The sequence below is a fragment of the Ensifer adhaerens genome (genome assembly GCF_001270265.1).
Classification (GTDB): Bacteria; Pseudomonadota; Alphaproteobacteria; order Rhizobiales; family Rhizobiaceae; genus Ensifer; species Ensifer adhaerens_B.
In genome coordinates this window covers 47,516-61,801 of the sequence record NZ_LGAP01000025.1, presented here as the reverse complement: position 1 = coordinate 61,801, position 14,286 = coordinate 47,516, and the positions used below count along the sequence as shown (strand labels likewise).

General features: G+C 61.5%; 12 protein-coding genes. 10 read left to right on the top strand and 2 right to left on the bottom strand.

Going from position 1 to position 14,286, the window contains the following annotated elements; translation table 11 throughout:
- The first annotated feature begins 6 nt into the window (after positions 1-6).
- From AC244_RS26285 to AC244_RS26250, 8 genes are all read left to right on the top strand, one after another.
- On the top strand, positions 7-702 hold the full coding sequence (locus AC244_RS26285; RefSeq protein WP_053251775.1) for a D-lyxose/D-mannose family sugar isomerase: 696 nt from the start codon (positions 7-9) through the stop codon (positions 700-702).
- A gap of 75 nt (positions 703-777) precedes the next feature.
- Positions 778-1,539 (top strand): sugar phosphate isomerase/epimerase family protein, encoded by a 762-nt coding sequence (locus tag AC244_RS26280; protein WP_053251774.1) that lies wholly within the window; start codon positions 778-780, stop codon positions 1,537-1,539.
- A 15-nt stretch (positions 1,540-1,554) separates the two neighbouring features.
- Positions 1,555-2,733, top strand: coding sequence for a Gfo/Idh/MocA family protein (locus AC244_RS26275; RefSeq protein ID WP_053251773.1), 1,179 nt, complete (start codon positions 1,555-1,557; stop codon positions 2,731-2,733).
- Between the two features lie 139 nt (positions 2,734-2,872).
- Entirely contained in the window at positions 2,873-3,940 is a 1,068-nt protein-coding gene (locus tag AC244_RS26270) for a hypothetical protein (protein WP_053251772.1), read from the top strand.
- A 158-nt stretch (positions 3,941-4,098) separates the two neighbouring features.
- A complete protein-coding gene (mgrA, locus tag AC244_RS26265) occupies positions 4,099-5,127 on the top strand; it encodes an L-glyceraldehyde 3-phosphate reductase (RefSeq protein WP_053251771.1) in 1,029 nt (342 codons plus the stop codon).
- Positions 5,128-5,417: 290 nt separating this feature from the next.
- Positions 5,418-6,527 (top strand): TRAP transporter substrate-binding protein, encoded by a 1,110-nt coding sequence (locus tag AC244_RS26260; protein ID WP_053251770.1) that lies wholly within the window; start codon positions 5,418-5,420, stop codon positions 6,525-6,527.
- 196 nt (positions 6,528-6,723) lie between these two features.
- Positions 6,724-7,332, top strand: a complete 609-nt coding sequence (locus AC244_RS26255) for a TRAP transporter small permease subunit (protein WP_053251769.1) — start codon at positions 6,724-6,726, stop codon at positions 7,330-7,332.
- On the top strand, positions 7,329-8,780 hold the full coding sequence (locus AC244_RS26250) for a TRAP transporter large permease (protein ID WP_053251768.1): 1,452 nt from the start codon (positions 7,329-7,331) through the stop codon (positions 8,778-8,780). The genes AC244_RS26255 and AC244_RS26250 overlap by 4 nt, the downstream gene beginning before the upstream one ends.
- Positions 8,781-8,943: 163 nt before the next feature.
- Here the strand turns inward: AC244_RS26250 and AC244_RS26245 are convergent, their stop codons facing one another.
- Complete coding sequence (locus AC244_RS26245) at positions 8,944-9,357, bottom strand: cupin domain-containing protein (RefSeq protein ID WP_053251767.1); 414 nt, start codon at positions 9,355-9,357, stop codon at positions 8,944-8,946.
- 454 nt (positions 9,358-9,811) lie between these two features.
- On the opposite strand from AC244_RS26245, the gene AC244_RS26240 reads away from it, so the two are divergent.
- Entirely contained in the window at positions 9,812-11,437 is a 1,626-nt protein-coding gene (locus AC244_RS26240; protein ID WP_053251766.1) for a glycoside hydrolase family 43 protein, read from the top strand.
- Positions 11,438-11,564: 127 nt separating this feature from the next.
- A complete protein-coding gene (locus AC244_RS26235) occupies positions 11,565-11,957 on the top strand; it encodes an RcnB family protein (protein WP_053251765.1) in 393 nt (130 codons plus the stop codon).
- Positions 11,958-12,482: 525 nt separating this feature from the next.
- On the opposite strand, the gene AC244_RS26230 is transcribed toward AC244_RS26235, so the two are convergent.
- The gene (locus tag AC244_RS26230) at positions 12,483-13,685 is read right to left on the bottom strand and encodes a GTP-binding protein (RefSeq protein WP_053251764.1); all 1,203 of its coding nucleotides are present in this window, start codon (positions 13,683-13,685) and stop codon (positions 12,483-12,485) included.
- Positions 13,686-14,286: the final 601 nt, after the last annotated feature.

Sequence of the window (14,286 nt, the reverse complement as noted above, 5' to 3'; positions counted from 1 at the left end):
CCCGTCATGAAACGCAGCCACGTCAACGACATCATCGCCCGCAGCGATGCCTTCATGCGCAGCTTCGGCTTCGTGCTTCCGCCCTTTGCCTATTGGTCGCCTGAGGAAATGAAAGCGCGCGTCGCTTCGGATTGCCCGACGATCTTCGGTGCCCGTCTCGGCTGGGACATCACCGATTACGGCAAGGGCCGCTTCGACGAATTCGGCCTCGTGCTCTTCACGCTGCGCAACGGCGATGCTTCCAATCTGAAGACGGGCCAAGGCATGGTCTATGCCGAGAAGCTGATGATCACCCGCAGCGGCCAGGTCAATCCGCTGCATCGCCATGCCATCAAGACCGAGGACATCATCAACCGCGGCGGCGGAACGCTGGTGCTGCAGATGTACAATTCGCGCTCCGACGGCACCGTCGACGAGGAGAGCGACGTCGAGGTGGCAACTGATGCGCGGCTGAGAAGGCTGAAGGCCGGCGATCTCCTAAAACTCTTGCCCGGCGAAAGCGTAACTTTGCTGCCCGGCAACTGGCACGCCTTCTGGGCGGAAGACGGCGACGTGTTGATGGGCGAGGTTTCGACCGTCAACGACGACCTCACCGACAATTATTTCCGCGAACCCGTCGGTCGCTTCTCGGCGATCGAGGAAGACGCTCCACCCGTCCATCTGCTGGTGTCGGACTACGACGCCTGGCTCAGGGCCGGATGACGACAAGCCTGCGCGGGTCCTGTCCCGCTCTTACAGATCAGACCGATCACGATGATTTCCCAAGGAGGATTTTCGATGAAAGACGTCAGTTTCCAGCTCTATAGCGCCCGCAATTTTCCGCCCTTCGCCGATGTGTTGAAGGCGCTCGGCGAGGCCGGTTATAGCCAGGTCGAAGGCTATGGCGCGCTCTATGCGGCGCTCAGCGATGCGGAGATCGCCAGCTTCAAAAACGGCCTCGACGAGAATGGCCTGGCCATGCCGACAGCGCATTTCGGCCTGGATATGCTCGAGAGCGATCCGGCGCGAGTGCTGGAAATCGCCAAGGCGCTCGGCATCCGGGCGATCTATTGCCCCTACCTGCTGCCGGAACATCGCCCGACGGACGCTGCCGGCTGGCGCGCCTTCGGCGAGCGGCTGCAGGCGGCCGGCAAGCCCTACCGGGATGCCGGCCTGATCTTCGGCTGGCACAACCACGACTTCGAATTCCTGGCCCTGTCGGATGGCAGCATTCCGCAGGACCTGATTTTCGAGGGCGGACCGGATCTGTCCTGGGAAGCCGACATCGCCTGGATCATCCGCGGTGGCGCCGATCCGATCGCCTGGATCAAAAAATATGCCGACCGGATCACCGCCGTGCATGTGAAGGATATCGCGCCGACGGGCGAGAAAAAGGACGAGGACGGCTGGGCCGATGTCGGCGAAGGCACGGTCAACTGGAAGGGCCTGTTCCAGGCGCTCTCGGGCACCAAGGCGCGTTACTTCATCGCCGAACACGACAACCCGAGCGACTTCCAGCGTTTTGCCAAGCGCTCGCTCGCCTCCATCCAATCCTATTGAGAAACAGGTTCATCCATGACCAAGGAACTTGGCGTCGGCATCATCGGATGCGGCAACATCTCCACCACCTATTTCAAGCTTGCTCCGCTCTTCAGGGGCATCAAAGTCATCGCCTGCGCGGATATCAATCCGGCGGCGGCGGAAGCGCGCGCAGCGGAATATGGCGTTAAAGCGCAGAGCATCGAGGCGCTTCTCACCAATCCGGATGTCGATATCGTCGTCAACCTGACGATCCCTGATGCGCATTTCCCGGTTTCCAGAAGCATTCTCGAGGCCGGCAAGCACGTCTACTCGGAAAAGCCGCTGGTGCTGTCTCTGGAGCAGGGCGAGGAGCTTCGCGCCCTCGCCAAGGCCAAGGGCCTGACGGTCGGTTGCGCGCCCGATACTTTCCTTGGCGGCGCCCACCAGCTTGCCCGCAGCACTATCGACGCCGGCAAGATCGGCCGCGTCACGTCGGGCACCTGCCATGTGCTCAGCCCGGGCATGGAGATGTGGCATCCGAACCCGGACTTCTTCTTCCTGCCGGGTGGCGGTCCGATCCTCGACCTCGGGCCTTACTACATTGCCAACCTGATCAACCTCATCGGCCCGGTGAAGCGCGTGGCGGCGCTGTCGTCGATGGCCAACCCGACGCGCACCATCACCAGCGAGCCGCGCAACGGCGAAGTCATTCCGGTGAAGACGCCGACCAACATCCATGCGCTGCTGGAGTTCCACAACGGCGCGACGATCACGCTGTCGGCGAGCTGGGATGTCTGGTCGCATCGCCACGCCAATATGGAGCTCTACGGCACCGAAGGCTCGATCTTCGTGCCCGATCCCAACTTCTTCGGCGGCAAGGTGGAAGCAAGCGGCCGCGACAAGGATATCCAGCCGCTCGAAATGTGGGATCATCCCTTTGCGGTCGAAAACCAGGAGCACCCGCAAGGCCCGATGGCGAACTACCGCACGGCCGGTCTTGCCGACATGGCGATCGCCATTCTCGAAGGCCGCGATGCCCGCTGCTCGCTCGACCGCGCACTGCACGGCGTCGACGTGATGGTGTCGATCCTGAAGTCGGGCGAGGAAGGGCGGTTCATCGAGCTCACGACCACCTGCACCCAGCCAGCCGCCCTCGGCATCGAGGAGGCGAGGGCGCTGCTGCGCGAGGTGGAAGAACAGGTGTCGGTCGAGCGAAGCGCCGTCGCCTCGTAGTCCTACGAACTCGCACTGGGGCGTTTCCAAGGGTGAAGCGCCCCAGTGAGATAGACCGTGACGACACATTTCCGATACCACTTAACTTCTCGGCAACGCAGAGTACTTATACACGCAGATCGCAATCTGGGGTGTTAGTATGCGTGTCGAGACACTGTTTTGGATCGTCGTTGTCGTCCTGAGTTGCCTGTTTCTTCTCTATCGGCATGTAAACCGGCGAAGGCTGAACAGGGCACTCGGCAAATTGCACAAAATCTATGACGAGGCTCGCGCGGGCTTTCTATCCGGTTCGCGCGCACGGGCCTACGGCATTCTGCCGCAGGACGCCATGCTTGGCGCGCTGGAAGCGTTCTCCGAGGCAAGGGGCGGCGGGCCTCCGCCGGCATTTACCGACCTCACCAAACGCGAGATGCGCTTTGTCGAACTGTTGCACGCCACAACGAGCATGAACGATCGGGAATTTAAGCGCACGCTTGCCCGGCTTTCGAAGCAAGAGCAGAAGACGTTCCAACAATTGCGCGACATTTACGGCGGGCCGGCACCACGCAAATCATACGCTCGAGCGCTGATCGATCGTGTAGCCGCCTACCGGCGGTCGAGGCGCGAAGCCAAGCTGGCAGCCGAGCACCGGCGCGTAGAAGATGAATACTGGTCCAGGTTCGATAAATTGCAGATCTCCCATGTTCTCGAATGGCTCGAGACCGAAGCGCCGCGTGATCCCGACATGTGGCATAAACTGGTCGGTCTGAACTGGGACTATCCGGAGATCTACGACATCCTGCTCTGGGTCGTGAGCCAGCCAGAATGTGATGCATCCACTGCCCACCTTGTCCTTCACCTCATGCAGCCGGACGTCGCGATGGACATGGCCTCGGGCGGGCAGAGGTGGCTTGGTGCTTCGGGGATTGTCGACCCGGCAGACTCGAGCGAAGTCAGGCTGCTTGCCATGATCGGCAAACGGTCGGAAGAAGAGAGCTTTGTCCGCCACGAACTGTTGCCGGATCGGCTGTGTACGGAGGAAGGCAACGCGTCGCTGATGGACATGATGCTTGATGAAAAGCAGCGGATAGAAGGTGAAGGGCGCACCTTACCGTTCCCGTTGCCTGTGAAGCTCCTGTCAAGGCCGGTTCGCCTGGCGGGGCGCAAGCCAAAGACCGATTATGATGTTCACGATGACTGCGTCCTCCTGCCGAAGTCTCTTCCTTGAACCTAGAAACTGTGCGCAACGCTTCGAATAAGGATTCCGGGTCTTCTGCAGATGCGATAGAGCTTGCCCTGTAGAGTTTCCGAGGCACGCTGCGGAAACATTTAAGTATTTTGGATGGCGGCTGAACGCCATTCGCACCCGATCGCGGAGGAATTGCGATGGCCTGGCTACCGGCGGAAAACCGCTACGACACCATGAAGTACAACCGCGTCGGACGGTCCGGCCTGAAGCTGCCGGCGATCTCGCTCGGGCTCTGGCACAATTTCGGCGGCGACACGCCGCACGACCGCAAGGTCGACATGTGCCGCACGGCGTTTGACCTCGGCATTACCCATTTCGATCTTGCCAACAATTACGGCCCGCCTCCGGGCTCGGCCGAGACCGCCTTCGGCGAGATCATGCGCACGGACTTTGCCGGGCTTCGTGACGAGCTGATCATCTCGTCCAAGGCAGGCTACGACATGTGGGCCGGTCCTTACGGCGAATGGGGCAGCCGCAAGTATCTGATCGCGTCCTGCGACCAGAGCCTGAAGCGCATGGGCCTCGACTATGTCGATATCTTCTATTCGCACCGCTTCGATCCGGATACGCCGCTGGAGGAAACCTGCGGCGCGCTCGACCATATCGTGCGGTCCGGCCGGGCGCTCTATGTCGGCATCTCCTCCTACAACTCGCAGCGCACCCGCGAGGCGGCCGCGATCCTGAAGGAGCTTGGTACACCCTGCCTGATCCATCAGCCGAGCTATTCCATGCTCAACCGCTGGATCGAGGACGACGGCCTCGTTCACACGCTTGAAGATCTCGGCATCGGCTCCATCGTCTTCTCGCCGCTCGCCCAGGGCATGCTGACGACGAAGTATCTCGGCGGTATTCCGCAGGACAGCCGTGCCGCACAGAACCACTTCCTCAAGAAGGACTTCATCCGTCCTGCGATCATCGACAATATCCGCAAGCTGAACGCCATTGCCGAAAAGCGCGGCCAGACGCTGGCGCAGATGGCGCTCGCCTGGGTGCTGCGCGGCGGTCGCATCACCTCGGCGCTGATCGGCGCCAGCCGTTCCGAGCAGATCGTCGATTGCGTCAAGGCGCTTGAAAACGACACGTTTACGGCCGAGGAATTGGCCGAGATCGACCTCTACGCTCGCGAAGCCGACGTCAATCTCTGGGCCTCTTCTGCCGAGCTGTAACCCGGTCGAATGCCTTGATTTGCCTTGATTTTAGGCAGTGAAACTCGCTCTCCGGCGTATTAGACAAAAGTCGAATATGCGCCGGATTGCCGCCGCTGGACATGTATTAGCGAGTGTGTAAGGTGCTCGCGTGCCGCCGGTTCGCGAAGCGCCGTGCCGTTTTTGCGTGGGTGGCCGAAGGAGGAGGAGCGAGCGTTTTCGAAGGCCGTAGGAGGGTCGGCGAAAAGGCTCGGAAGTCGCGGCCCGGACCAGGGTCGCGCAAACCGCAGTGGCGGGAAAAGGGAGGAACTATGGATCGCCGTTCATTCATCAAACATGCAGGTCTCGGTGGCCTGGGTGCAGCAGCGACGACTGCGCTTGCATCGCCGGCCATCGCGCAAAGCAATCCGAAAGTTACCTGGCGCCTGACGTCGTCGTTCCCCAAGGGACTTGATACGATCTATGGCGGCGCCGAGGTCTTCGCCAAGCACGTTTCGGAAGCGACCGACGGCAATTTCGAAGTCCAGGTCTTTGCGGCCAACGAGATCGTCCCGGGCCTGCAGGCCGCCGACGCCGTTTCGGCCGGCACCGTCGAGGCTTGCCACACCGTCGCCTACTATTACTGGGGCAAGGACCCGACCTGGGCGCTGGCGGCTGCCGTTCCCTTTGCGCTCAACGCGCGCGGCATGAACGCCTGGCACTATCACGGTGGCGGCATCGACCTCATCAACGAGTTCTTTGCGCCGCAGAACCTTGTCGTCTACCCCGGTGGCAACACCGGCGTGCAGATGGGTGGCTGGTTCCGCAAGGAAATCAAGACCGTCGCCGACCTGCAGGGCCTCAAGTTCCGCATCGGGGGCTTTGCCGGTGCCATCATGGCCAAGCTCGGCGTCATCCCGCAGCAGATCGCCGGCGGCGAAATCTACCAGGCGCTGGAAAAGGGCACGATCGACGCCGCCGAATGGGTCGGCCCCTATGACGACGAGAAGCTCGGCTTCCAGAAGGTCGCGCCCTATTACTACTATCCCGGCTTCTGGGAAGGCGGCCCGACGGTGCATCTGATGTTCAACAAGGCAAAGTTCGACGAACTGCCGAAGAACTATCAGTCGCTGGTGCGCACGGCCGCCCAGGCGACCGACGCCAACATGCTGCAGAAGTACGACTTCCTCAACCCGACCGCGATCAAGAAGCTCGTCGCCAACGGTGCGCAGCTGCGGCCCTATAGCCCTGAAATCCTGGCTGCCTGCTTCGACGCTGCCGAAGCCACCTATTCCGAGATGGAAGACAAGAATGAGAACTTCAGAAAGATCTGGAGTTCGATCAAGGCGTTCCGCAAGGACCACTTCCTCTGGCTGCAGGTGGCGGAGTACACCAACGACACCTTCATGATGCAGCTCCAGCGGAGCGGCAAGCTCGGCTGATGACGAGATCGAAGGCTCCCGGCCATCGGCCGGGAGCTTGCGATCAGCGTGGACCTGGGCTTCCTCCCAGGTCCCGGCGACGCTTTACCGATTGCGTTACGTTCTTGATGAATCAAGCCGAACGCCATGACCTAGCCGGCCACACAGGAACAAGAGCCGGTTGTACAAACCGTTCGAAGGACGGAGGGGGAATATATTGCAACTCGCACTGCGGATCATCGCGGTGATCGACGGCCTGAGCAGGCGTATCGGCATCATTGCCATCTACCTCGTGCTCTTCTGTTCGTTGATCTCCGCATTCAATGCGATCTTTCGCTACAGTACGGACTCGTTGCTCTGGCTGCAGCGCAACTATGGCGGCGCGTCGATCTTCGGCGGCATGCTCGATCTTTACCGCAACAACTCCAACACCCTGTCGGAAATGCAGTGGTACATGTTTGCGGGCATGGTCCTTCTCGGTGGCCCTTGGGCGCTGAAAATGAACGAGCATGTCCGGGTCGACCTCTTCTACGGCTGGGTCAGCGAGCGCACACGCACCTGGATCGATCTGCTCGGTGGCATCTTCTTCCTGCTGCCGATATGCCTCCTGATGATTTACTTCACCTGGCCGTGGTTCATGCAGTCCTGGGTCACGAACGAGGGTTCGCTCAATGCCGGCGGCCTGCCGCGCTGGCCGGTGAAACTGTTGATCCCGGTCGGCTTCGGCCTCGTGGCGTTGCAGGGCATCGCCGAGATCCTCAAGTGCGTTCTCGCACTGACGACGACCTATGTGCGTGAATTCGCCTACGAGAAGCCACTGCAATGATGGACTGGTTCATTCATAATATCGCGCCCCTGATGTTCGTGGGGCTGATCTTCTTCATGGTCATCGGCTATCCCGCGGCCTTTTCGCTGGCGGCCGTCGGCCTGTTTTTTGGCTTCATAGCGATCGAACTAGGACTGATCGCTCCCGATTTCCTCGGCAACCTGACCTACCAGCTCTTTTCGGTGGTCTCGAACGAACTGCTGTTGGCGATCCCGTTCTTCACCTTCATGGGGGTGATCCTCGAGCGATGCGGGCTGGCAGAGGATTTGCTTGAAGGCTTCGGCCAGCTCTTCGGCGGCGTGCGCGGCGGTCTGTCCTATGCGGTCATCCTGGTCGGCGCCATTCTCGGCGCGATCACCGGCACGGTCGCAGCCTCGGTCATTGCCATGGGCCTGATCTCGCTGCCGATCATGACGAAATACGGCTACAACATCCGCCACGCGACGGGGGTGATCGCGGCATCGGGCACGATTACCCAGCTCATTCCGCCGTCGCTGGTTCTGATCGTTCTTGCCGACCAGCTGCAGAAGTCGCCCGGCGACATGTATATCGGTGCCACCGGCGCCAGCATCGTCCAGGTGCTCTTGTTCATGGGCTGGGTGTTCATTCTCAGCATCTTCCGCCCGCATTACGTTCCGGCCTTGCCGCCGGAAGCACGCACGCTCCGCGGCTGGCCGCTGTACAGGAAGTGCATCCGCGGCATGGTTCCGTCGCTGGCGCTGATCTTCGTGGTGCTCGGCACGATCTTCATGGGACTCGCGACACCGACCGAAGCCGGCGCCATGGGTGTCGTCGGCGCCTTCATACTCGCCTGGATGAACCGCCGTCTCACCTGGAAGCTCGTCTATCAGGGCATGGATATCACCATGCGGCTCACCGCCATGGTCGTCTTCATCCTCCTCGGGGCACGCGTCTTCAGCTTGGTGTTCCAAGGTGTGGGCGGCGGCCACTGGATCGAAAGCATGCTGACATCGCTTCCGGGCGGCGTCGTCGGCTTCCTGATCTTCGTCAACATCTTCATCTTCATCATGGCGTTCTTCCTCGATTTCTTCGAGATCGCCTTCATCATCATTCCGCTCTTGGCGCCGGCCGCAACGGCGCTCGGCATCGACCTGATCTGGTTCGGGGTGATGATCTGCGCCAACATGCAGACGAGCTTCATGCATCCGCCCTTCGGGTTCGCGCTCTTCTATCTGCGCGGCATCGCGCCGAGGACGATCCGTACCCGCGACATCTATCTCGGTGCGATCCCCTGGCTTTGCCTGCAGCTCATTCTCGTCGGCCTGCTGATCGCCTTCCCGGAAATGGTCACCTTCTTCCTCGACAAGGAGGTCGTTCAGGATCTCGACACCATCAAGAGCCTGGTGCCGGGTGCCGATGGTGGTGGCGGGCAGAACGGTCTGGAATCGCCGCCTTCCTTCGGCCTCGATTCGCCGCCGAAGTTCTGATTTCGGCGGCACCAAAGTCGGGCACCCGGCCCGCGACGGCTCCGTCGAACGATCTTAGCCAGCTACCATCGTGGAGTTGGACCGGAACGAAAACAGAGGGCGGCCCGACACAGGGCCGCCTTCTTCTTTCCGGCGATTGCATTTCTTCGACTGGCGGGCTTTTTCAGTCGAGCCGCTTCGCCGGGTTTTCGCGGTACCAGTCGACGATCATTGGCATCATCTCCTCGAAGGGACCGCCCACGAACACATTGAGCAGGCCCATGCGGGATATGCTCTCGTTGCGAAAATCGTGCATCGTTCCGCGTGGAATGACGCAAAGCGAGCCCTTCGGCATTGGGTGCCAGGTGTCGCCGACCAGAATGCTCGCGGTTCCCTCGATCACGTAAAAGATCTCGTCATTGTCATCGTGCTTGTGTGCACCGGGCCCTTCATGCCTGGCTTCGAGCCACCATTCGGAGATCGAGAAGCGGCCCCCGGTTTCCGGGCCATCGGCTTTGAAGACGGCCTGGATGGCGCCCATGTCGTACCGCCGGCCGCCATCGGGGCCGAGCACGATCGATTGGCTTTCGCTTGGCATGGCTCCTTCTCCTTGTCCGTTGAGGCAGCAACCCTACCATGAAATCTTTGCAAACGCCGGGGGTCCCGCGCTGGCCGACACTCAAACGACAAACCGTCTGCAACCGACGTTGCGCGCGGCTCTTTGCCATCAGGAACAGGCGCAGGCTTAGATCTTGCCGTCGCGCTGCTGGATCATCATGCCAGCACTTTGCTGCCGCTATAGATCGTGTTGAGCGACTTCGGGGACGACGAGGCGTGGCGCCAGTTGATCTTAGGGTTTGCCTGCCCGATGACCGGCGATGCGAGCGCAGATGCGCCCGCTACGGCCAAGCCACCGAGGCTTGATGCGCGCGGTCTTTCCTGCGCATTTTGCTCTTGAGGGAGCAGAGTTATGGGGAACTGCAACGTTGCAGTCTTGAATTTGTATGATTTTTGAGGTCGGATGCCGCCATAAACGGAGGACGCCAAAATCCATGACCGCGATGATCCGCAACCCGATCCTACCCGGATTCAACCCCGACCCGTCCATCTGCCGGGTCGGTGACGACTATTACATCGCCACGTCAACCTTCGAGTGGTACCCGGGCGTGCAGATCCATCATTCGCGCGACCTGGTGAACTGGCGGCTGGTGCGCCGGCCGCTGGAGCGGGCAAGCCAGCTCGACATGCGCGGCAACCCCGATAGCTGCGGCGTCTGGGCGCCGTGCCTGTCCTATGACGACGGCCTGTTCTTTCTGGTCTATACCGACGTCAAGCGCTTCGACGGCAACTTCAAGGACGCGCATAACTACATCGTCACGGCAGAGGCGGTCGAGGCGGTCTGGTCCGATCCGGTCTATGTCAATTCCTCCGGCTTCGACCCGTCGCTGTTTCACGACGACGACGGTCGCAAGTGGTTCCTCAACATGCAGTGGAACCATCGCAGCGAGAGTTTTGGCGGCTCGCCAAAGCACCCGGCCTTTGATGGCATCCTTCTGCAGCAATGGGATGAGCGCACGCGCAAACTCACCGGACCGGTGAAGAACATCTTTGCCGGCTCGCCGCTCGGCCTGGTCGAAGGGCCGCATCTCTTCAAGCGCAATGGCTGGTACTATCTGACGACGGCGGAAGGCGGCACCGGATACGATCATGCCGTGACCATGGCACGGTCGCGCACGATCGACGGCCCCTACGAGATGCATCCGGATACCTACCTGATCACATCAAAGGATCAACCGGATGCGCGGTTGCAGCGCGCGGGACACGGGCAATATGTCGAAACACCTGATGGTCAGGCCTATCACACGCATCTCTGCGGCCGGCCGCTGCGACCTCAGCGTCGCTGCACGCTTGGCCGCGAGGCGGCTCTGCAGAAATGCGTCTGGCGCGACGACGGCTGGCTCTATCTCGAAAACGGCGGGCCGGTTCCTGCGATCACGGTTGCAGCCCCAGGCCCGGTCGAGGCCGTGGCGGTGCGGCGGGTGGTCGAGACCGACTTCGATGAAAGCGCGCTGCCCGGCGAATTCCAGTGGCTGCGCACGCCGCTGCCGGAGCGGATCTTTTCGCTGGAAAGGCGGGCAGGGCATCTGAGGCTCTTTGGCCGCGAAAGCATCGGCAGCTGGTTCGAGCAGGCGCTCGTTGCCCGCCGGCAGGAGCATCATTCTTTCCGTGCTGAAACCACCGTCGAATTCGCGCCTGAGACCTATCAGCAGGTGGCCGGGCTGACGCACTATTACAACCGCCACAAGTTCCATGCGCTGGGCGTGACCTGGCACGAGACGCTTGGGCGGGCGCTGACGATCCTGTCCTGCCCGGGCGACTTCCCGCATGGCCGGCTGCAGTTTCCGATTGGAAGCGGTGTCACCGCGCCGGACGGGCCGATCGGGCTTGCCATGGAGATCCGCGACAATGACCTGCAGTTCTTCTGGCGCGCGGAGGGGGCGGTGGATTGGCAGGCGATCGGCCCGGTTCTCGACGCCGGCGTGGTGTCGGACGAGGGCGGTCGCGGCGAACACGGATCCTTCACCGGTGCCTTCGCCGGCATGTTCGCCTTCGACACATCAGGCGCGGCACTTCCGGCGGATTTCGATCTGTTCCGTTACGTAAGCCTTTCGGAATAAGGATGCCTTTTTGTAAGGAAACGCTTATAAGTCCTCAATATCATTACGCATTTGTAATGCAGCGTTTCATATTCGGTTCAGGAAGCCGGACTTATTTTCGGGGTGCAAATAACGAAAGGATACCCCGATGAAACGTCTCCTGACCGCCCTGGTCGCCAGCTCCTTCCTGATCACGCCGGTAGCGGCCTTTGCCCAGCCGGCGGGTTCCTTCGAGGTAGCGCAGAACTACGACCGCGATCAGCGCCGGCCGGTCGATCGTCACATGGACCGGAACGTGGATCGGCATGGCAACAAGCACGTGACCATCGAAAAGCGCGTCGTCGTCAAGAAGAAGGAACGTTGGGCGCGTGGCCATCGTCTCAGCCCGGCCGAGCGTCGCCACATGGCGCAGGTGCGCGATTATCGCCGCTACAAGCTGCGCCAGCCGCCGCGCGGCCAGCAGTGGGTGCGCGTCGACAACGACTTCCTGCTGATCAGCCTTGCAACCGGCGTCATCGTCGGCCTGGCGTCCGCCCACTAAAAAATGATTGGGGCAGCTTCTCGGGCTGCCCCGGACCGTTGGCAAATCCCGAAATGCCTGTTTGACGAAGCGCAAACCCCGTTCTCCTCATCCTCGCCCTTGTGGCGGGGATACAGTGACCGGACGTCGGTCGGGTCAAAAGACATTTCAACCCAAGGACTTGGGCTGACTGGATTGCTGTGACAGGCACAGGAATGAGGGAGGTCCTGGCGATCGCTGGGCCTCTCCGTAGCCATCGGCAGATGGCAAGGGCTAACTTCGCCAGCAACCCGTGGGGCAGACTTTCGGGCCGCCCGTTCGACCTTCTCTATGCCGTCGTCCGGCACATCGGCGGGATGTCCGCGACCCCGGTCCGATCCCGCTCTCCGAAAAGCAGTTGCTCGATCTCGCCCAGTGGCTCCAACGCTTCTTCATCCCCATGCATGTCGCCAAGAAACGGATCGAACATCGGCACCGGCCTGCCGGCCGCGTTAAGGCCCATGCAGGTGAAACGCGGCCGACGCGGCCTTTGCCCTGCCGCCGCCATCAGGCCGCCCGCTGCGACCAACTCGCGAAGGGATCCGGCAGGTCCCGCCAGCGGTCCGGCCGGAAGCTCGTGTCATCGATCAGGCACGCGTCGAGGTCGGCCGTCATCAGGGCTTGATCCATGGGGTCGGCGCCGATGAAGACGATCTCCTGGCGGCGATCACCCCAGACGGGATCGATGTATGGACCGACGGCCTTCAGGAAGCCGGGATCGCGCGGCCATTGTTCCCTAGGCACGGCCGCCCACCACAGGCCCATCTTCGAGGTTCTGACCAGCGGTCCGGCCTGGCTCAACTCGCCGACATGATAGGGTCGCGTTGCCAGCCAGAAGAAGCCCTTGGCGCGCACCACGCCTTGCCAGGAGCGATTGAGAAGCGCCTGGAACCGGGTGGGATCGAACGGGCGGCGGGCCCTGTAGACGAAGGAGCGGATGCCGTATTCCTCGGTTTCCGGAATGTGGTCCTTGAAGCCGTGCAGCTCCTTGTACCAGAGCGTGTGCTGCTCGGCCTTGGCAAGGTCGAAACGGCCGGTGCCGAGCACCTCGCGCAGCTCGACCTTGCCGAAATCCGCCTCGATCAGCCGCGCATCCGGGTTCAGCCCGACGATGATCTTCAGCGCCGCATCGCGCTGCTCGGGCGTGGCCGTACCGATCTTGTTAAGCACAACGACATCGGCGAACTCGATCTGTTCAACCAGCAGGTCGACCAATGTGCGGGTATCGTCTTCGCCAGCCGTCTCGCCGCGATCGGCGAGGAAATCGAGCGAGGAATAGTCTGCCAGCAGATTGGCGGCATCGACAACGGTCACCATAGTGTCGAGCCGGGCGACATCGGCAAGGCTCTCGCCATTCTCATCGCGAAAATCGAAGGTAGTGGCAACGGGCAGGGGCTCGGAAATGCCGCTCGATTCGATCAGGAGGTAGTCGAACCGGTTCTGTTCGGCGAGATTGCGGACTTCGCGCAGCAGGTCGTCGCGCAGCGTGCAACAGATGCAGCCATTGGTCATTTCAACGAGCTGCTCCTCGGTGCGCGACAGGTTGGCGCTGCCGTCGCGGATCAGCGCGGCATCGATATTGATCTCGCTCATGTCGTTGACGATGACGGCGACGCGCAGGCCGTCGCGGTTGGTCAGCACATGGTTGAGCAGCGTCGTCTTGCCGGCGCCGAGGAAGCCGGACAACACGGTAACGGGAAGCTTTTCCATTGTTGTTTCCTGTATGTTATACCATTACGTTTATGGTGGATATAAAAGGCGGGCGCTGACGCCCGCCTGAGCAATCCCGTAGCTGGGAGTGCCGGCATTTCCACCGGTTTAAAGGCTCCGGCTTTGTACGCCGTGCCCGCCTCGACCGGTCTCAGTCTTCGGTTTGACTTCTCCTCCGGTCGCTCCCGGACCAGGTCTTCAGTTTTGTCATCCTCTGGCTTGACCTCTCCTCCCGTCATCCTCGGGCTTGACCTCTCCTCCCGTCGTCCTCGGGCTTGACCTCTCCTCCCGTCATCCTCGGACTTGACCTCTCCTCCCGTCATCCTCGGGCTTGACCCGAGGATCCAACGGTGAGACGCCGCACGAGGAGGCATGCTGGATGCTCGGGTCAAGCCCGAGCATGACCGAGCGAGGGGGGAGCGCGGCCGCCCACATTTGCCGCCTTGGGAGGACGGACTTTGCCGTCTTGCCAGGACGGATCTGCTTGCCGAGGCGTAGTAGGGTTCTGTCTCCCGTTTCGTCATCCTCTCGTCTGACCGGTCCTCTCGTTATGCTTGACCTCTCCTCCCGTCATCCTCGGGCTTGACCCGAGGATCCAGCG

What these genes read in the sequence shown, in the direction of transcription:
- AC244_RS26245 (WP_053251767.1), bottom strand. Translation starts at nt 9,357, where the DNA reads ATGCCAAGCGAAAGCCAATCGATCGTGCTCGGCCCCGATGGCGGCCGG.
- AC244_RS26230 (WP_053251764.1), bottom strand. Translation starts at nt 13,685, where the DNA reads ATGGAAAAGCTTCCCGTTACCGTGTTGTCCGGCTTCCTCGGCGCCGGC.
- mgrA (WP_053251771.1), top strand. Translation starts at nt 4,099, where the DNA reads ATGGCCTGGCTACCGGCGGAAAACCGCTACGACACCATGAAGTACAAC.
- AC244_RS26250 (WP_053251768.1), top strand. Translation starts at nt 7,329, where the DNA reads ATGATGGACTGGTTCATTCATAATATCGCGCCCCTGATGTTCGTGGGG.
- AC244_RS26260 (WP_053251770.1), top strand. Translation starts at nt 5,418, where the DNA reads ATGGATCGCCGTTCATTCATCAAACATGCAGGTCTCGGTGGCCTGGGT.
- AC244_RS26275 (WP_053251773.1), top strand. Translation starts at nt 1,555, where the DNA reads ATGACCAAGGAACTTGGCGTCGGCATCATCGGATGCGGCAACATCTCC.
- AC244_RS26270 (WP_053251772.1), top strand. Translation starts at nt 2,873, where the DNA reads ATGCGTGTCGAGACACTGTTTTGGATCGTCGTTGTCGTCCTGAGTTGC.
- AC244_RS26280 (WP_053251774.1), top strand. Translation starts at nt 778, where the DNA reads ATGAAAGACGTCAGTTTCCAGCTCTATAGCGCCCGCAATTTTCCGCCC.
- AC244_RS26285 (WP_053251775.1), top strand. Translation starts at nt 7, where the DNA reads ATGAAACGCAGCCACGTCAACGACATCATCGCCCGCAGCGATGCCTTC.
- AC244_RS26240 (WP_053251766.1), top strand. Translation starts at nt 9,812, where the DNA reads ATGACCGCGATGATCCGCAACCCGATCCTACCCGGATTCAACCCCGAC.
- AC244_RS26235 (WP_053251765.1), top strand. Translation starts at nt 11,565, where the DNA reads ATGAAACGTCTCCTGACCGCCCTGGTCGCCAGCTCCTTCCTGATCACG.